General features: G+C 71.5%; 14 protein-coding genes and 2 tRNA genes. 9 read left to right on the top strand and 7 right to left on the bottom strand.

Annotation, left to right across the window (positions count from 1 at the left end):
- The 4 genes from IEZ12_RS30460 to IEZ12_RS30445 form a co-directional block, all read right to left on the bottom strand.
- A partial coding sequence (locus tag IEZ12_RS30460; protein WP_189276587.1) for a thioesterase II family protein occupies positions 1-596 on the bottom strand: 596 nt, incomplete at its 3' end.
- A gap of 8 nt (positions 597-604) precedes the next feature.
- Entirely contained in the window at positions 605-2,176 is a 1,572-nt protein-coding gene (locus IEZ12_RS30455) for a long-chain-fatty-acid--CoA ligase (protein WP_189276585.1), read from the bottom strand.
- Positions 2,173-6,006: a type I polyketide synthase gene (locus IEZ12_RS30450; protein WP_189276583.1), complete on the bottom strand. Its 3,834-nt coding sequence runs from the start codon at positions 6,004-6,006 to the stop codon at positions 2,173-2,175. The genes IEZ12_RS30455 and IEZ12_RS30450 overlap by 4 nt, the downstream gene beginning before the upstream one ends.
- Positions 5,993-6,214, bottom strand: coding sequence for an acyl carrier protein (locus tag IEZ12_RS30445; protein WP_229848328.1), 222 nt, complete (start codon positions 6,212-6,214; stop codon positions 5,993-5,995). The genes IEZ12_RS30450 and IEZ12_RS30445 overlap by 14 nt, the downstream gene beginning before the upstream one ends.
- Before the next feature lie 336 nt (positions 6,215-6,550).
- Here IEZ12_RS30445 and IEZ12_RS30440 point away from each other — a divergent pair.
- The 7 genes from IEZ12_RS30440 to IEZ12_RS30410 all read left to right on the top strand — a co-directional run bounded on the left by IEZ12_RS30440 (position 6,551) and on the right by IEZ12_RS30410 (position 12,277).
- A tRNA-OTHER gene (locus IEZ12_RS30440) sits at positions 6,551-6,636 on the top strand.
- Between the two features lie 74 nt (positions 6,637-6,710).
- The gene (locus IEZ12_RS30435) at positions 6,711-7,091 is read left to right on the top strand and encodes a cupin domain-containing protein (RefSeq protein ID WP_189276581.1); all 381 of its coding nucleotides are present in this window, start codon (positions 6,711-6,713) and stop codon (positions 7,089-7,091) included.
- Between the two features lie 44 nt (positions 7,092-7,135).
- On the top strand, positions 7,136-8,407 hold the full coding sequence (locus IEZ12_RS30430; protein ID WP_189276579.1) for an LLM class flavin-dependent oxidoreductase: 1,272 nt from the start codon (positions 7,136-7,138) through the stop codon (positions 8,405-8,407).
- Positions 8,404-9,216 carry an alpha/beta fold hydrolase gene (locus IEZ12_RS30425; protein ID WP_043914991.1) on the top strand — a complete coding sequence of 271 codons (813 nt, stop codon included), beginning with the start codon at positions 8,404-8,406 and terminating at the stop codon, positions 9,214-9,216. Before IEZ12_RS30430 ends, IEZ12_RS30425 begins: the two co-directional genes overlap by 4 nt.
- A gap of 17 nt (positions 9,217-9,233) precedes the next feature.
- A complete protein-coding gene (locus tag IEZ12_RS30420) occupies positions 9,234-10,070 on the top strand; it encodes an SDR family NAD(P)-dependent oxidoreductase (RefSeq protein WP_189276577.1) in 837 nt (278 codons plus the stop codon).
- Positions 10,071-10,731: 661 nt separating this feature from the next.
- Positions 10,732-11,490: an AfsR/SARP family transcriptional regulator gene (locus IEZ12_RS30415; RefSeq protein WP_229848326.1), complete on the top strand. Its 759-nt coding sequence runs from the start codon at positions 10,732-10,734 to the stop codon at positions 11,488-11,490.
- A 376-nt stretch (positions 11,491-11,866) separates the two neighbouring features.
- On the top strand, positions 11,867-12,277 hold the full coding sequence (locus tag IEZ12_RS30410) for an SRPBCC family protein (RefSeq protein ID WP_189276575.1): 411 nt from the start codon (positions 11,867-11,869) through the stop codon (positions 12,275-12,277).
- A 102-nt stretch (positions 12,278-12,379) separates the two neighbouring features.
- Here IEZ12_RS30410 and IEZ12_RS30405 read toward each other — a convergent pair whose 3' ends face one another.
- Both IEZ12_RS30405 and IEZ12_RS30400 read right to left on the bottom strand, forming a co-directional pair.
- On the bottom strand, positions 12,380-13,828 hold the full coding sequence (locus IEZ12_RS30405) for an APC family permease (RefSeq protein WP_505744227.1): 1,449 nt from the start codon (positions 13,826-13,828) through the stop codon (positions 12,380-12,382).
- A 295-nt stretch (positions 13,829-14,123) separates the two neighbouring features.
- Entirely contained in the window at positions 14,124-15,605 is a 1,482-nt protein-coding gene (locus IEZ12_RS30400) for a DNA-3-methyladenine glycosylase 2 family protein (RefSeq protein ID WP_189276571.1), read from the bottom strand.
- A gap of 279 nt (positions 15,606-15,884) precedes the next feature.
- Here IEZ12_RS30400 and IEZ12_RS30395 point away from each other — a divergent pair, with 279 nt between their 5' ends.
- Positions 15,885-16,754, top strand: a complete 870-nt coding sequence (locus IEZ12_RS30395) for a helix-turn-helix transcriptional regulator (RefSeq protein ID WP_189276569.1) — start codon at positions 15,885-15,887, stop codon at positions 16,752-16,754.
- A gap of 74 nt (positions 16,755-16,828) precedes the next feature.
- Positions 16,829-17,491 carry a hypothetical protein gene (locus IEZ12_RS30390; RefSeq protein ID WP_189276567.1) on the top strand — a complete coding sequence of 221 codons (663 nt, stop codon included), beginning with the start codon at positions 16,829-16,831 and terminating at the stop codon, positions 17,489-17,491.
- Position 17,492: 1 nt separating this feature from the next.
- On the opposite strand, the gene IEZ12_RS30385 is transcribed toward IEZ12_RS30390, so the two are convergent.
- Positions 17,493-17,585, bottom strand: a tRNA-Phe gene (locus IEZ12_RS30385).
- Between the last annotated feature and the right edge of the window lie 93 nt (positions 17,586-17,678).

Here is a 17,678-nt window from a genome sequence, read left to right as displayed (position 1 = left end):
CCGGTGTACGCCACCACCGGGCAGTCGACCGACGCGCCGTCGTCCCGGTAGTCGGCGCAGACGGCGAGGTCGGCGCGCATCGGGGCGACGACCATGGCGGTGAGCGCGGGGTCGGTGAGGACCTCGGGCGAGACGGTCCCCAGCTCCTCCAGCAGCGAGGCGATCGCCCCGTCGGACCCTTCGGCCAGGCCCCGGGTGGGCATCGTGAAGCCCTCCGGGGCCCAGCCGGAGACGCCCAGCATCGCCGGGCGCACGGAGCCCTCGCGTTCCAGCCGCACCGCCACCCGGTAGGCCAGCAGGGCCCCCATGGAGTGGCCGAACAGGACGAACGGACGGTCGCCGCTCTCCGCGGCGACGATCTCGCTCAGCTTGTCCACCAGCGGATCGAACTCGGTGAACGGCGGTTCCTGCAGCCGGTCCTGACGGCCCGGCAGCTGGATGCGGCGGCATTCGACGCTCGGCGGCAGGTAGTCCGGCCACCGGCTGTACATCGACACGCCGCCGCCGCTGTAGTGGAACAGGAACAGCGCCGCCTCGGCGTCGGGGTCCGACTCGGCCGGCCGCAGCCAGCCGGCCCGGAACTGCTTCGGCGCCACCCGCCCGGTCACGGTCGCCCGGCCGCCGAGTCGGCGTACTGGTCGCGCAGCACCCGGCGCAGCACCTTGCCGGTCGGGTTGCGCGGCAGGTCGTCCAGGAACGCGTACCCGCCCGGGATCTTGTAGTCCGCGAGCCGGCCGCGCAGGAAGACCAGCAGGTCGCGTTCGCGGACCGGGTCGGCGCCCGGCCGGAGCACCACCGCGGCGCGGACCACCTCGCCCCAGCGGGAGTCCTTCACGCCGAACACGGCCACGTCCGCCACGGCGGGGTGGGCGCGGAGCGCGTTCTCGACCTCGATGGGGTAGATGTTCTGCCCGGCGACGATGATCGTGTCGTTGATCCGGTCCTGGAGGAAGAGGTAGCCGTCCTCGTCGAAGTAGCCGGCGTCGCCCATGTGCAGCCACTCGCCGACCACCATCTCCGCGGTGGCCTCCGGACGCTGCCAGTACTCCTTGAACCGCGCCGGGCTCTTCACGCAGATCCGCCCGACCTGGCCCGCCGGCAGCTCCTTGCCGTCGCCGTCGATGATCTTCACCTCGTTGCCCGGCAGCACCCGCCCGGCCGAGGCCATCAGCGGGCTGCCCGGCACGTGCTCCGCCGCGGTGAGGCAGGTGATGAAGCTCCCGGTCTCCGCCGCCGCGTACGCCTGGACGATGTCGCACTTGAACTCGTCGAGGCAGCGCACCATCAGCTCGTAGTCGATCGGCGAGCCGCCGTAGACGATCTTGCGCAGCGACCGGTAGGCCTCCGGGCTGGAGACCTTCTCGTCCAGCATCATCTTCAGCATCGCCGGCGCGGCCCAGACGGTGGTCACGCCCTCGTCCCGGATCACCCGCACCGCTTCGTCCGGGATGAACATCCGCAGGACCACGCTGGTCGCACCGACGTTGAAGCAGTGCATGAACCAGGCGTAGCCGCCCGCGTGCAGGCCGGGGAAGCAGGTCAGGCTGCGGTCCTCGGGCCGCCAGTCGATCGAGTCGACGCCCGCCCGCTGCATGTTCTCGATGAACGTGAAGTACGACCGGTGCGACAGGACCACGCCCTTGGGCAGGCCGGTGGTGCCGCTGGTGTACATCTGCGCGATCGGGTCCTCCGGGTCGGCGTCCACGCCCGGATCGGTGTCCGGGTGCCCGGCCTTCCAGGAGGTGAAGCCCGTGCCCCGCTCGGTCGCGCCGTCCATCTCGACGACCGTGCGCAGGGTCGGGAGCTCCTCGCGCAGGCGCTCGACGACGGTGAGGAAGTCGCGCTCCACGAACAGGACCTCGGCCTGGGAGTCGCGCAGGATGTGGTCCACCTCGGCCCTGATCAGCCGCCAGTTGACGGGGACCAGGACGACGCCGGCCTTCGCGCAAGCGATGGTCAGCTCGTAGTACTGATCGGTCTCGCGGCCCAGGTACGCCACCCGGGCCTGCCGGCCGAGGCCCTCGGCCAGCAGCGCGTTGGCCGAGCGGTTGCTCTCCAGGTGCAGCTCGCCGTACGTGATCGTCCGGCCCTCGATGACCAACGCGGCGGCATCGGGCCGGCGTTGCGCATGCAGGGCGGACCTCGCGGTGATCGTCTGCTTCTCCGAGTTGCTCACAGCCCCTCCTTCGCTTTCTCCAGGAATTCCACGAGCTGCCCGATGGAGCCGTGGTCGAACACGATGGTCAGCGGCAGCTCGACGCCGTACTCCGCCTCCAGCCGGGCGCGCAGCTCGGCCGCCCCGAGGGAGTCCATCCCGAGGTCCAGGAACGCGGTGTCGGCGGAGATGCCCGACTCGTCGTCGATCCGCAGCAGGCCGGCGACGGCCGACCGGACGGACACCTCGACGGCGGAGCCCTGCCGGGCCGGCCCGGGCCGTCGCGCGGACCCGGCGGCCGGGGCGCGCTCCGCCGGCGGCGGCGCGACCTCCAGCTGCCGGAACGCCATGCCCTCGATCTCCGCGACCGGTTCGCCGTCCTCCAGCAGCAGCACGTCGGCGAGGAAGCCGGTGCCCGCGTCCGCCGCCGCCCTGGTCTGCAGCGCGGCCACCAGCCGGGCGGCCCGGGGCTTGCGGAACAGCCGGACGGCGTCGACGCCCACGCTGATGTAGGAACGGCTGCGGTCCACCAGCGCGGCCAGACCGTGCGTGGCCGCGTCGAACAGCTGCGGCGGCAGGTGCTCCGCCCGGGAGAGGTCCAGGGCGTCCACCTCGGTCAGGGTGAAGTCGTCCCCGTGCCGGTCGACCCCGCGCACCCGGTCGAACTGCGGGCCGTACTCCAGGCCCGCCGCGACGTAGGCCGCGTGGACCTCGGCGCCGTCGAGCTCCTGCGTGGGCGCACCCGGCGCACCGGCCCGCTCCAGCAGCCGCCGGCCGGTCCCGCTCGGCCCGGGGACGGCCGCGGCGCCGATCGTCGCGGTGGCGTGCACCCGCTCGACCCGCTCCCCGCCCTCACCGGACCGGCTGACGATCTCGACCGCGGCAGTGCCGTCGGCCTTCGGCGCGAGCCTGGTCCGCAGCTCCACCGGCCGGCTGCCCAGGAACAGCGCCTCGTGGAAGCGCAGCTCCAGCAGCGGCCGCCCGGTGGTGCCGTACACCTCGTCCAGCAGCGCCAGCACCGCCTCGACGTAGGCGCCGGCGGGCAGGAACGGCCGGCCGCGCAGGGTGTGGTCGGCGAGGTACGCGGGGAACCGGGCGCTGACCCGGGCGACGAACTCCCGCGCCCCGTCGGGCTGCGCCGGGTGCGGCTCGGTGCCCAGCAGCGGATGGGCGCCCGGCCCCGCGCCGAGGCCGTGCCGGCCGACCTGGTCCGGCATCCAGTACCGCTTGCGGTCGAAGGCGTACGGCGGCAGGGCGATCCGGCGCCCCGGACCGTCCTGGTGGACGGCCGTCCAGGTGATCTGGAGCCCCGCCGTGTAGGCGCCGGCCAGCGCCTGCCGGAGGGACCTGGCCTCCTCGTCCCCGGGGCGCAGGCTGCTCAGCCAGACGTGGCCGCCGTCCGGCACGCACCGCCGGGCCAGGGCCCCGAGCGTGGCCGAGGGGCCGACCTCCACGAAGACGTGCTTGCCGCGTCGTGCCACGGCCTGCACGCCGCCCTCGAAGTCGACGGCCTCCCGCACGTGGCGGACCCAGTACTCGGGGGTGCCCACCTCCGCGAACGACGCCATCTCGCCGGTGAGGCAGGAGACGAGCGCCAGCGAGGGCTCGTGGAACTCCGTCCCCGCCAGCTCCTCGCGCAGCTCGTCCAGGATCCCGTCCATCAGCGGCGAGTGGAACGCCGAGGAGACCTTCAGCGCGGTGACCCGCACCCCGCGCTCCCGCAGCAGCTCGGAGAGCTTCGCCACCGAGGCCGCGCCGCCGGAGACCACGCACTGGCCCGGGGCGTTGACCGCGGCGACGCCCACGTCGGGCAGGTCGGCCAGCAGCGGCTCGATGTCCGCGGCGGTGGCGGCGACGGCGGCCATGCCGCCGGGCTCGGTGACCGACTGGATCAGCCGGGCCCGGGCCGCCAGGAAGCGCACCCCGTCCTCCAGGCTGAACAGCCCGGCGACGGTCGCCGCGGCGATCTCGCCCACGCTGTGCCCGAGGACGGCGCTGGGACGGACGCCCCAGGACTGCCACAGCCCGGCGAGCGCGTACTCCAGCGTGAACAGCGCGGCGTGCGTGTAGCGGGTCTCGGCGAGCAGCTCCTCCGCGTCCGGGGCGGTGCCCAGCATGACCTCCGCCACCGACCGCGGCAGATGACGGGAGAACAGCCGGTCGCAGGCGTCGACGCGCTCCCGGAAGACCGGGTGGTCGCGGTACAGGGCGGCGCCCATGCCGACGTACTGCGAGCCGGAGCCGGTGAACAGGAACGCCGCCTTGCGCAGGTCGCCGGAGGTCCGCTCGCCGTCGGCCAGCTTCTGCGCCGCCTGCTCCAGCAGCTCGACCGCCTCGGCGGCGTTGCGGACCGCGCCCGCGACCCGGTGCGCGAAGTGCGTCCGGCCGGTGTTGCGGGTCAGGGCCAGATCGCGGGCCGCAGTGTCCTGGTGGTCCGTCAGGAACTGCCGGTGGCGCTCCACCTGCAGGGCCAGCGCCGGCCGGCTCTTCGCCGACAGGGTGAACACGTGGGCGCCCTCGTCCGCCACGTCCGGACGGTCCGTCGCGGGGGCCTGCTCGACCACCGCGACGCCCATCGCGCCCGCCACGCCGAAGCTGTTGACCACGGCCCGGCGGACCGGGGCCTCCCAGGGAGTGCAGGCAGTCGGGATCCGGATCGGGTACATGTCCCACGGGATCCGGCCCGAGGGCGTCGAGTACAGGTGCGGGTAGAACACGCCGTCGCGCATCTGGAGGATCACCTTGATGATCCCGCCGACGCCGGCGGCCGGCTCCATGTGCCCGAGGTTCGACTTGACCGAACCGACGGTCAGGCCGTCGCCCTCGCGGTGCGCGGCGCCGAACACCCCGTTGATCGAACCGAGTTCGATCGGATCGCCGAGCGGCGTGCCGGTGCCGTGCGCCTCCACGTACTGGACGTCCCCGGGCTCCAGCCCGGCCCGCTCCAGCGCGCGCCGCATGACCAGCTCCTGCGACGTCCCGTTCGGGGCGGTCAGGCCGGCGCTCTCGCCGTTGTGGCCGATCGCGGTCGACCGGATCAGGGCCAGCACGGTGTCGCCGTCGCGCTCGGCGTCCGACAGGCGCTTGAGCACCAGCACACCGCAGCCCTCCGCCCGCGCGTACCCGTCGGCCGCCTCGTCGAAGGTCTTGCAGTGCCCGTCGGGCGCCAGGAACCCGCCCTGGGACAGGATCGCGAAGATCTTGGGGTGGTGCAGCGCGTTGACGCCGCCGCACAGCGCGATGCTGCACTCGCCGCCCCGCAGACCCGCCAGGGCCATGTGCAGCGCCGTCAGCGACGACGCGCACGCGGTGTCCGTGGTCAGGCTCGGGCCGTGCCAGCGCAGGAAGTACGACAGCCGCCCGGACATCGGGTAGGCGCCCATCCCGGTCGCCATCGAGCCGTCCAGCTTGTCGTACGGGACGGAGTCGAGCTCCATCGCCTGGTCGAACGGCGTGGCGCCGATGTAGACGCCGCCGTCGCGCACCGACGACGGGACGACGTTGGCGTTCTCCAACGCCTCCCAGGCCGTCTCCAGGAGCAGCCGCTGCTGCGGGTCCAGGTACTGCGCCTGCTTGGGCGAGACGCTGAAGAACTGCGGGTCGAACTCGTCGATCCGGTCCAGGAATCCGCCGGCCTCGGAGCGGATCAGTCCCGGCGACGCGGGGTCGTCCGAACCGAACGCGTCCACGTCCCAGCGGTCCCGCGGCAGCGGGCTGATGCCGCTGCGGCCGGCCCGCAGGAACTCGGCGTACCCGTCCAGCGAGTCGTTCCCGCCGGGAAAGCGCAGACCGACACCGATGACCGCGATCGGCTCCTCCCGGCCCGGCCCGGCCGGCTCACTGCCGCGCATCGGACGCCTCGCCGAAGAGGTCGGTGAGCACCTCGGTCATCAGGTACCTCAGCATCAGCTCCACCGTCGGGCTGTTGAACAGCACGTTGGCGCTGATCGAACAGTCCAGGAGCTCCTCGAGGCGCTGCTTGACCTCGGTCACCCGCAGGGAGGTGAGGCCCAGGTCGAAGAAACTCTCCGACAGCGGGAAGTCCTCGTCCTCGGACATCAGCAGAGATTCCTTGAATTCTCTGATGACTATCTGCTCCAGCGCGTCCGGCCGATCGAGCTTCGGAGTGTTCCGAAGCTCTTGCAGAGTCGCGTGGGAATGTGTCATCCGCTTTCTCATCTCCGGTTCCGGGAACTGGCGGGGTGCCGGCATCGGACCGAGTGAATCAGAGGTGGTTGACGCACGGCTGATGAGAGGCTGACGAAACCCGCGAACCCGCGGAGGAATCCGGGGAGTCGAGCACATCAGAAGCTCATCAGCACTGCGTCAGCGGGCCGGTGCCATAGTTTTCCTCAGCAAGCGGCGGAACACGGCGGAGATAGCCGGGCTTCGCAAGGAGAGGTAGCCGTAGCGGCCTATCGGATTCCTGTTTCGGCAGGAAAGGGCTTTTGTCCTCGCAGGTTCGAATCCTGCCCTCTCCGCAGCTGTGGCGAGTCGGGGTGCCGGCTCGCCACAGTTTCGTGTCAGCAGATAATCGCCTTGCCGAGGAGAAGCGATGTCGGAGACCGTGACCCGCACAATCAACGTGACTCGCCTGTTCACCGACGAGGCCGGCGAGAGCCACTTCGTCGAGGAGAAGCTGGACCTCAACGAGGTGAACTTCGCCCCGCCGGCCCCCTCGATGTTCCTCTCGGCGCCGGCCGAGGCCCGCGCGAGCGTGTACCTGCTCTGCCCCGACGGCTACTTCGGTGACTTCCACCCGGCGCCCCGTCGGCAGATCATGACGCTGCTCCAGGGCGAGCTGGAGGTCGGCGTCAGCGACGGCGAGAAGCGCCGCTTCCTGCCGGGTGGCAGCGTCCTGGTGGAGGACACCACGGGCAAGGGCCACTCGACGCGGTGCATCGGCGACTCGCTGCTCATCGTTACCCAGCTCTGATGCTCAGTGCGGCGGCGCGCTGCAACCGGACCGTTGGAGAGTAGATGAAGGTCACTCTGTTCGAGCAGGCGCCGTACCGGTTCCTGCCGTCGGACTTCGAAAAGCACCACAACTCGGTGTGCGACACGCCTTACGGCCTGACGACTCCCGAGGGCGTCTTCAGCTCGTTCACCGATCACATCGACGAGTTGATGATCGGCGCCAGGGCGGGGTTCGACGGCATCGCCGTCAACGAGCACGCCCAGAGCTCGTACGACCTGATGCCGAACCCCAACCTGGTGGCGAGCGCGATCGCCTACGCCACCCAGAGCCAGGGGCTCGACGTCGGGATCTTCCCGATGGGGCGTTCGCTGGGCAAGACGCGTGAGCCGGTCCGGGTGGCCGAGGAGTACGCGATGCTCGACGTCATGAGCAACGGCCGGCTCCTCGCGGGCTTCCCGGTCGGTCTCAGCTACGACGCCAGCATCAACAACGGCATCCCGCCGGTGGAGGTGCGCGGCCGTTTCGAGGAGAACCTCGACCTGGTGCTGCGGGCCTGGGAGGACCGTGAGCCGTTCGCCTGGAACGGCCGGTACGCCCAGTACCCGCAGGTGAACATCTGGCCGCGGCCGCTGCAGAGCCGGCCGCCGGTCTGGATCACGGGCATCGGCAACCCGAGGACGATGCAGATGACCCTGGAGCGCGGCTTCGGGTTCAACTACTTCGGGTTCGCCGGGGCGAAGCTCACCGGACCGCGGATCTTCAGCCGGTTCTGGGAGATCGCGGACGAACTGGGCCTGGAGCGGAACCCGTACCGGATGGGCTTCCTGCAGACGATCGCGGTCAGCGAGACCGACGAGCGCGCGGAGCAGGAGTACGCCGAGCACGTCGAGTACGCCTACCGCAAGGGCCTGGGGGCGATCCCGCCCGAGAAGCTGGCGATCGCCGGCGGCGTGAACATCCACGGCGTCAAGGCCCTGCTGCGCGACCCGGGCGACTTCGGTCTGTACAGCCAGATGCGGACGGCCAGTTACCGGGAGCTCGTCGAGGCCGGCACCGTCATCGCGGGCAGCCCGGCGACCGTGCGGGACCAGCTGATCTCGTACTGCCGGGAGTACGGCATCGGCAACCTGCACGCGATGCTCGGCTTCGGGTCGCTGCCGAAGGCGCTCGTGGAGAAGAACATCAACCTGTTCGCCGAGGAGGTCCTGCCGCACCTGCGCAAGCTGTGGAAGGACGACGGGTTCAGCCACCACTGGTGGCCGGAGCGCCTGGGCGGCACACCGCTTCCGGTGGCGGAAGGCGGAGCGTCGGCACGGAAGGCGGAGGCCTCATGACCACGGATTCCTTCAGCGGCGAGCCGCGCGAGGAGAGCGTCGAACTCTGGGACGGGCGGCTGACGCTGCGGGTGAAGGTGGCGGGCCGCGGCGCTCCGCTGCTCTACCTGCACGGCTCCACCGGGCTGGTCTGGGACCCGTTCCTGGCGCACCTGGCGGAGCAGTACACGGTCTACGCCCCGGAGTTCCCCGGCACCACCGCCGGTGAGCCGGACGCCATCCACGTGATCGACGACCTGTCCGACGTGGTCCTCGCCTACGAGGAGCTGTGCCGGCGGCTCGGCCTGGTCGACCCGGTGATCGTCGGGCACGACTTCGGCGGCATGCTCGCCGCGGAACTGGCCGCGCACTTCCCGGCGCTGCCCTCGCGGCTGGTGCTGATCGCGCCGCTCGGGCTGTGGCGGGAAGACCTGCCGGTCGGGAGCCTGGCGGCCGCCTCCGCGGAGGAGCTGGCGGGCCTGCTCTTCCTCGACCCGGCGGGCGAGGTGGCCCAGGCCGCGCTCACGCCGCCGGCCGATCCCGCGGTGGCCGTCGAGGTCATCGGCGGCATGGTGTGGTCCATCGGCAGCACGGCCAAGTTCCTCTGGCCGATCCCCGACCGCGGGCTGCGGTCGCGGCTGCACCGCGTGACGGCGGCGACGCTGATCGTCTGGGGCAGCGGGGACCGCCTGATGTCGGCGGAGTACGCGGAGGAGTTCGCCGGACTCGTCACCGGCAGCCGGGCCGTGGTGCTCGACGCCGCCGGCCACCTTCCGCAGCTGGAGCAGTTCAAGGAGGCCACGGTGGCAGTCGACGAGTTCCTGAGGTGAAGGACCGAGGCGCGCCCATGCTGAGTCTCTCCGGGAAGACCGCCCTGGTGACAGGTGCTTCACGCGGGATCGGCAGGGCGATCGCCCTCGGTCTTGCCGAAGCCGGAGCCGACGTCGCCCTCCTTGCTCGGGGAGCCGAGCAGTTGAGAGCGACGGCGGCTGCGGCCGAGGAGTTCGGCGGCCGGGTCACCGCACTGGTCTGCGACATCGAGGATCCGGAGCAGATCGAGGCGAGTGTCGGGAAGGCCGTCGCGGAACTCGGCCCGCTGGACGTCGTGGTGAACAACGCCGGAGGAATCACCTACTCGGGGCCGTTCCACGAAGCCACGACCGAGCAGTGGCAGCGGGAAATGCGGCTCAATTTCGAATCCGTGCTGGAGGTGTGCCGCCTGGTCGGCCCCGACATGGTCGGGCGCGGCCAGGGGTCGATTATCAACATCTCCTCGATCGGCGGAAAAGCCGGCCTCCCGAATTACTCCCCCTATGCCGTTTCGAAGGCCGCGGTGACCGCGCTCACCCATTCGCTCGCGGCGGAGTGGGCGGCTTCCGGGGTGCGGGTCAACGCGATCACGGCCGGCTGGGTGGAGACCGACCTGACCAAGCCCCTGGTCGGGCACCACGAGCTGTCCGAGCGCCTCATGGAGGTGATTCCGGCCGGGAGGTTCGCCACCCCGGAGGACCTGGTCGGCCTGGCACTTTACCTGGCCAGCGACGCTTCGCGGTTCATGACGGGCTCGTCCGTCGTCATCGACGGCGGGGTCTCCTCCTTCTACGGCGGCGCCGCGGTCCTCCACGGGGCCGGGCGCGGATCGGCCGGGGCCGGCGTCCCGGACAGCCGCCTCAGATGTAAGTAACATGATCGACATGGCAACTGACGAATCGTCAGTATCGGTCTTCGACCGGTGAATCCGGGCACTGATTTCAGCCATCGCGTCATCGGGTGATCGTCGCCCTCCGTGCGCACCCGTGAACGGCCGTCTCCACAGGGAGGCGGCCGTTCGTCTGTTGCGGCACTCCACGGCCGGCCAGGGGGAAGCCGGACAATCATCCAATATCGCCGGTCGGACGGGCGGGGCGAGGGTGCGTCCGAGTGGCTCGAAGGGGCCGGTTGACGCGCGTCACGGGGCCGCTGAGGGCCCTCGGCATCGACACCGTCGCTGCCACCTGCAATATTGCGGGAGTATTGCAGGGGTGCTTCACGCCACTGGTGGCCGGATCGCGCGGCGGCCATCAAAGAGCTATGCAAGAAGCCGATTAAATGATTGTCTTGTGGGGAGATTGCATACCGCGGGCACCTCAAGGGTGCGGGCCTGAAGTGAATAACCTGTGCGATCGGGCAGAGGGGGGTGTGTTCGGCGCAGGGCTGTGTATCGCTGCCTTTCGCGTCTCGCAGCGTGAGCCCGTGGGGCTCCAGCGCGTCGAAGGGGTGTCGACGATTCGTTCGCAGGACCGGTCGCTATCGGGATGGGAGGGGCTTTAATGCGTTTCTTCGTGCTTGGGCCGTCGGAAATCAAGGTGGGCCACCACACGGTTCGGCCCAAGGGGGCGGTTCAGGAGTTGCTGTTCGCCTCGTTCATGGCGGCGGCCGGCAGGCTGGTCACCGTGGACTCGCTGGCGGAGGAGCTGTGGGGGACCACGCCGCCGACGAAGATGCACAACGCGCTGCAGGCCCAGATCAGCAGGCTCCGCCGCAGCCTGGCACGGACGGAGCAGGACGGTGCGTCGCGCATCGTCACGAGCGTCTCCGGCTACCAGTTCAGCCTGCAGCCGGGTGAACTCGACGCGCAGGTCTTCCTCGACACCGTCGACGTCATCCGGGGCCGGGTCTGCGACAGACTCGACCGATGTATCGCCGAGCTCCGGGGCATCCTCGCCCTGTGGCGGGGACCGGTGTTCGGCGGGCTGGCGACGGGGCCGCTGTGCCAGACCGCGGCGTCCAAGTACGAGGAGTCGCGCTTATCCGCGCTGGAGCTGCTCTACGACCTGGAGCTCAGGGCGGGCGGTCACAACCGGATCATTCCCGAGGTGACGGAGACCCTGGCGCAGAACCCGATGCAGGAGCAGTTCTGCCGCCAGCTGATGGTGGCCCTGTACCGGTCGGGCCGGCAGATCGACGCGCTCAACGTCTACCGCGACTTCCGCCACCGCCTCAACGAGGAGCTCGGGGTCGACCCCTCGCCGATGCTGAGGATGTACGAGAGCGCCGTCCTGGAGCACGACCTGGCGCTGCTGGAGGAGTCGCCGATGATCCGGCCCGTCGGAGTGCGGGTGTAGCCCGGCGGGGCCGATGCCGCGCCGTGAACGCGGCCTCGTGCCGCCCACCCCGCCCGCCCCGGATTCGGGGCGACCGCCGGCCGCCCCGCAGTCCCGGGCGGTCCACTCCGCGAAACGCACCACCACGTTGGACACGTCAAGGGCACTGACGGTGCCTCGGCCGGTTCCTGATGCCGGTACGAGGCCGCACCGTGCTTCGACGAACGGCCGGGCCGGGTCCCCTCCAGGGGCCCGGCCCGGCCGTTGTGGGCCGAACGGGTGGTGACGGCCGCCGACCCGGTTTCGTGGCCCGGAATGCCTCGTTGAGCCCGCCGACGAAGCCCTGAAACCGTCACGGCAGGCGGCGGGGCGAGCAGGCGGAAGAAATGAGGCGGTCGTGGCTTCGATCGTGCTGGAGACCGTGATCGAGGCGGACGCCGCCGAAGTCTGGGCGGTGATCGGCGACTTCGAGCAGGGCCCGCCACGGATGGCGCCGGGCTTCGTCACCGGGACGGAGCTGACGGCCGACGACGTCCGAACGGTCACGTTCGCCAACGGCGACGTGATCGACGAGCGGCTCGTCAGCCTGGACCACGAGGCCCAGCGGATCGTCTGGGCGGTCATCGGCGGCACCGTGCGGCCGCTGCACGACAACGCCTCCCTCCAGGTCGTCGCCGAGAGCGAACGGCTCAGCCGGCTGGTCTGGATCCGCGACGTCCTGCCGGACGAGCTGGCGCCGCCGCTCGCCGCGACCATGGCGGACGGGCTGGCCGTCATTCGGGAGACGCTGTCGGCCGGGCGGGCGTAGGCCCTCCAGCACCGAACCGCCCCAGCCCGGTCCGGCCGCGCCTCTCAAGGGCGGCCGGACCGGGCTGGGGCGGTTCTGCGGGTGCGAGTGCGGCTACGCCGGCTACGCCGCGGAGCGGACGTCGGTCAGGGCCTCGGCGGCGGGGCCGTCCGCGGACTCCTCCGGCTGCGCCAGGGCCGCGTAGCGCTCGGGGCGGGCCGACCGGATCCAGTACGCGTAGCCGAGTCCGCCGACACCCACCACCAGCAGCGCCCAGGGCAGCGCGGTGACCACCGGGTTGGTCGTGCCGGTGAGGACGGCGAAGTTGCGGACGACGAGGACGGCGGCCGTGACCAGCCCGGCCGCGCCGAGCACCGGAGCGATCCTGGTCTGCCACCACCCGCCCTTGCGCTTGCGGTAGTAGCCGAGCACGGCGACCGAGGCCATCGCCTGGAGCACCACGATGCCGAGGGTGCCGATGCCCAGCATGCTGGTGGACATGTTGAGGTAGGGGTCCAGGCCGGCGAGGGCGAAGGCCGCGACGACGACGGCGCTGAACACGGTCTGGACGACGCTGGCCCGGTGGATGGCCTTGTACTTGGGGTGCACCGCGGCCAGGCGGCCCGGCAGCAGGCCGTCACGGCCCAGCACGAACATGTACCGGTTGGCCGCGTTGTGCAGGGCCAGCCAGGCGCCGAGCACGCTGGTGCAGAGCAGCACCTGCATCACCGTGGTGGTGGCCGAATTCAGGTACTCGTCGCTGAGGTTGAAGAACATGTCCCCCAGGTCCGCGGTCGCCGTCGCCTGGATCTTCGACGGGCCGACGGCGCCGACCGCGAGCCAGCTGGTGGCGCCGTAGAACGTCGCGATCAGGACCACCGCGATGATCGTGGCCCGCGGAACGCTCCGCTCGGGGTTGCGGGTCTCCTCGGCGTACAGGCCCGCCGACTCGAAGCCGATGAACGACGCCATGCCGAACATCATCGAGACGCCGAAGCCCGGGGCGAAGATGTTGTGCGGCGCGAAGGACGCGGCGGGCATGGCGGAGAAGCCGTGACGGGCGAGGATCGCCACGTCGAGGGCGAACAGGATGACGATCTCGCAGATCATGAGCACCGCCAGCACCCGGGCGCTGAGCTCCACGTGCCGGTACCCGAGCACGCCCACCACCACCAGGCCCGCGGCGGCCCACACCTCCCACGGCAGGTTGAGACCGTGCGACGCGGCGAGCGCCTGGGCGAAGTACGCGAAGGCGCCGAGCACGCCGACCGTGACGGTGTTGTAGGCGATGACGGCGATGATTCCGCCGCTGACGGCCGGCGGCCTTCCCAGGCCGTGGGCGATATAGGTGTAGAACCCGCCCGCGTGGCTGATCCGGCTGCTGATGGCGGCGTAACCGGAACTGAAACAGAGCAGCGTCAGCCCGGCGAAGACGAACAGCGCCGGCACGCCCGGTCCATTGCCGATCGAAAAGGACAGCGGCACGGTGGTGAGCATCGCGGCGAGTGGCGCGGCCGCTGCGATGATCATGAATACGATCTTCGGCGTGGTGAAGGTGCGCAGCAGACGCACTGGTTGGGGGCGGGAACTGGTAGTGGCCACGGGTGCTCCTGCGATAAGGGATGCGAGAGGCGCGGAGTTCGTTTTCTCCCGGCTGTTGCGATCGGGAAGCGCCCGGACAGCCGACTTCGGTCGGCCGGGCAGGAAAACGGCCGACAGGTGATCTCCGGATTTCCGCTGAGGCCTGCGGATGGCAGGAACGAGCATTCCACAGACCTTCTGACCGACGTCTGATCATGCACTGATGGTCGATTGACAGCGCTTCGTCAGTGTGCCGTCGGAATTCCGGACGCCATTTCCGCAGGTTTCAGCAGACCCCGCAGCATTCCTGGTCGAGCGGAGCCGCCGCCAGGCTGCCCGTCGCCCACAGGTGCTGCAGGGCGTAGGCGCGCCAGGGGCGCCAGGCGGCGGCGTGGCGGGCCAGCGCGGCGGGCGTCGCGGGGAGCCCGAGCTCGACGGCGGCGGTCCGCACGCCCGGGCCGCCCGTGGTGAACGCGTCGGGGTCGCCGAGCGCGCCCATGGCGACGACCTCGACCGTCTCCGGCTCGATGCCCGGGATGGCGGTCAGCTGCGCCCGCGCGCGCAGCCAGTCGCTGCCCCTGCTGACGTCGACCGTGCCGTCCGCCAGCGCCTCGACGAGCCGGGGGAACGCTCCGTGCGGCCGGTCCGGCGGCACGCTCGCGGCCGGTCCGAGGCCGACCAGCTCGGCGGGGGCCGGGAACAGCCGGGACAGGCCGCCGCCCGGGTCCGTCACCGGCAGGCCGTGGACCGCCGCCAGCCGGGCCGCACGGTCACGGGCGGTCGCCGCCGAGACGTGCTGGCCGAGCAGCGCGCGGATCGCGTACTCCTCCCCGTCCACGGTGCGCGGCACCCGCCGCCCCGGGTTCTTGCGCACCAGCGGCGCCAACAGCGGGTCCTCGCCCAGCAGTTCGTCCACGGCGGCGGGATCGGCGTCCAGGTCCAGCATCCAGCGGCACCGGTTGATCGCCGCGGTCAGGTCCCGCAGGTCGGAGAGCGTGAGCCGGCACTCGACGAAGGCCGAGGCGGTAGGGCGCAGTTCGACGATCCCGTGGCCGCGGGGCAGTCGCAGCGTCCGGCGGTACGCGCCCGACCGCCACTCCTCGACCCCGGGGACCGCAGCGGCCGCCAGCCGGCCGAAGAGACTGTCGGCGCACAGCGGCGCCCGGAACGGCAGCCGCAGCGTCAACGTCCCCGCGACGTCGGTGGGGCGGGTGCGCCGGCGGAGCTCGGTGGGCGACAGGGCGAACACCGCCTGCACGGTGTCGTTGAACGACCGGATGGAGGAGAAGCCCGACGCGAACGCGACCTCGGCCATCGGCAGGGTGCTGGTCTCGATCAACAGCCGGGCGGCCTGCGCCCGTTGGGCCCGGGCCAGCGCCAGCGGCCCCGCACCGACCTCGGCGCGCAGCTGCCGCTCGACCTGGCGGGTGCTGTACCCCAGGTACGCGGCCAGCCCGGGCACCCCTTCCCGGTCGACGACGCCGTCCTTGATCAGCCGGATCGCCCGCGCCACCAGGTCCGCGCGCTCGTTCCACTCGGGGGAGCCCGGAGCCGCGTCGGGCCGGCAGCGCTTGCACGCCCGGAACCCGGCCTGCTGGGCTGCCGCCGCGCTGGAGTAGAACCTCATGTTCTGCGGCTTCGGCGGCGAGACCGGGCAGCTCGGCCGGCAGTAGATCTTCGTCGTCAGCACGGCGACGAAGAACCATCCGTCGAACCGTGCGTCCTTGGACTGAACGGCTCGGATACATCGCTCGGTGTATTCGTGCACATGCTCAGGGTGCTTCAAGACCGGGCGGCCCGGGGCCCGAACGACGGAATGCCCGGTGCTCCGGCCCGGTGGGGAGAGGGTGTCGGCCAGAGCATTGGCGCGTTCAGGTCATCTTTGGGCAGGTCTGCGCCAACCGCCCGCTCGCCCCGGATACGGGCGGCCGGACGCCGCCACACTGCAGGTCCGAGGAACTGGGTTCGAACGCCGAGGGCGGGCGACATGGCGCGGGATCTCCGGACGGCGCACCACGGACGGCGGAGGCCTTCCGGCGAGGAGCCGGTGAGGCGGACGCGGCTCGCCCAGCAGGCGGGCCTGCGGATCACCGAGCTGGCGTGCTTCGAGGACCACCGGTCGTTCCGGCCGGCGGCGACCGGGGAGCCGGACGAGACGGTGCTCGTCGTGTCGCTGATCCGCGCGGGGGGCCTGGTGCTGCGGGTCGGCGGACGCGAGGAGTTCGTCGACCCGACCACGGGCTTCCTGCTGCGCCGCGGGGACGACGCCGCCGTCGCGCACCTGGCCCGCCTCCCCGACCTGAGCACCGTGCTGCAGTTCCACCAGGACGTCCACGGCGAGTGTCCGGGCGGGGCCGGGCCACGGGTCCTGCCGGTGGACGCGGGCCTCGACCTGGCCCATCGGGGGCTGGTCGCCGCCTGCCGGGCCGGGGCGGATCCGTTCGAGGTGGCGGAGCGGGCCAACCGCCTGATGGCCGGGCTGGTCGGCGGTCGCGAGCCTGCCCCCTGCCCGCGGCGCGCCTCCACGGTGGTGGCGCACCGCAGGCTCGCCCACCAGGCGTGCGCGGCACTGATCGACGGGCTGCCGACCGCGGGCCTGGAGGAGATCAGCCGCCTGGTCGGCTGCTCGCCGTTCCACCTCAGCAGGGTGTTCCGGGCGGTCACCGGCCGCACGCTCACCGGCTACCGCAACCAACTCCGGGTGCGGGCGGTGGTGGAGGAGCTCGGCGGCGGCCGGCCGCTGCGGGAGCTGGCCGCGAAGTACGGCTTCGCCGACCAGGCCCACCTGACGCGGGTGTTCCGCCAGCACGCCGGCGCGCTCCCCAAGGTCGTCCGGGCCGCGCTGCGGGGGACGGCGCCGCCGGCCGGAACCGAGCAAGAAAGTTCAACGCCGCGGCCGCCGCCGTCACCAGACTGAGTGCTGCCCCCTGCTGAACCACGGAACGGCGACTCACCAGCTGTCACGAACATCGGAGAGTGGAGGGAACGTTCATGATCAGGACGAAGACCGCGACAGCACTCGGCGCGCTCTGTCTGGCTGCGGCCGGCGTCTCCGTCGCGGCGACGCCCGTCTCGGCGACGCCAGCCCCAGTGACGCCTGCCCCGGCGGGACAGCAGAGCCAGGCCGGCCTCCTGGGCATCGGTACCCGGGTCACCACGCGGGTCGACACCCCGCTGTACTTCGGCCCCGGGCTGAGCACCCCGCAGATCGGCGTCGCCTGGGCCGGCGACAACGTGGCCGGCATCTGCCAGATCTACGACAACAACAACAAGCGCCTGATCCTGGGCATCGAGCGCCCGGGCCGCAACGGCGTCCAGTGGGCCAACACCGCCGGCTACATCTGGGACGACTTCATCATCCAGTACACCGCCGGGTTCCCCCTCTGCCTGAGCTACGGGCCCAGGGTCACGCCGATCCGCAGCACCACGATCTACTCGGGCCAGGGGCTGAGCACCCCGCGCGTCGGGGTCGCCTGGGCCGGCGACGACGTGGAGGGCATCTGCAAGGTCAACGACAACAACGGCAAGCGGATGGACCTGGTCATCGAACGCCCCGGCCGCAACGGCGTCCAGTGGGCCAACAGCGCCGGGTACGTGTGGGACCTCGACATCGCCGAGAACACCGACGCCCTGCCGGACTGCGGCACCGTGTAGGCGGAGAGGGCAGGATTCGAACCTGCGTGGGCGCAAGCGCCCGGCTGGGGTTTTTAGGCCCCGGTCCCCGATAAGCCGCTCCGGGCACCTCTCCTTGCTTCCAACCCGGGTTCCGGGTCGTTTGCGCGGAGAGGGCAGGATTCGAACCTGCGTGGGCGCAAGCGCCCGGCTGGGGTTTTTAGGCCCC

The organism is Kitasatospora griseola (assembly GCF_014648555.1).
GTDB classification, from domain to species: domain Bacteria; phylum Actinomycetota; class Actinomycetes; order Streptomycetales; family Streptomycetaceae; genus Kitasatospora; species Kitasatospora griseola.
Note: the sequence above shows the minus strand (reverse complement) of the source record. Positions and strands in the feature narration are given on the sequence as shown.

What these genes read in the sequence shown, in the direction of transcription:
- IEZ12_RS30450 (WP_189276583.1), bottom strand. Translation starts at nt 6,006, where the DNA reads ATGCGCGGCAGTGAGCCGGCCGGGCCGGGCCGGGAGGAGCCGATCGCG.
- IEZ12_RS30445 (WP_229848328.1), bottom strand. Translation starts at nt 6,214, where the DNA reads ATGTCCGAGGACGAGGACTTCCCGCTGTCGGAGAGTTTCTTCGACCTG.
- IEZ12_RS30435 (WP_189276581.1), top strand. Translation starts at nt 6,711, where the DNA reads ATGTCGGAGACCGTGACCCGCACAATCAACGTGACTCGCCTGTTCACC.
- IEZ12_RS30430 (WP_189276579.1), top strand. Translation starts at nt 7,136, where the DNA reads ATGAAGGTCACTCTGTTCGAGCAGGCGCCGTACCGGTTCCTGCCGTCG.
- IEZ12_RS30425 (WP_043914991.1), top strand. Translation starts at nt 8,404, where the DNA reads ATGACCACGGATTCCTTCAGCGGCGAGCCGCGCGAGGAGAGCGTCGAA.
- IEZ12_RS30420 (WP_189276577.1), top strand. Translation starts at nt 9,234, where the DNA reads ATGCTGAGTCTCTCCGGGAAGACCGCCCTGGTGACAGGTGCTTCACGC.
- IEZ12_RS30390 (WP_189276567.1), top strand. Translation starts at nt 16,829, where the DNA reads ATGATCAGGACGAAGACCGCGACAGCACTCGGCGCGCTCTGTCTGGCT.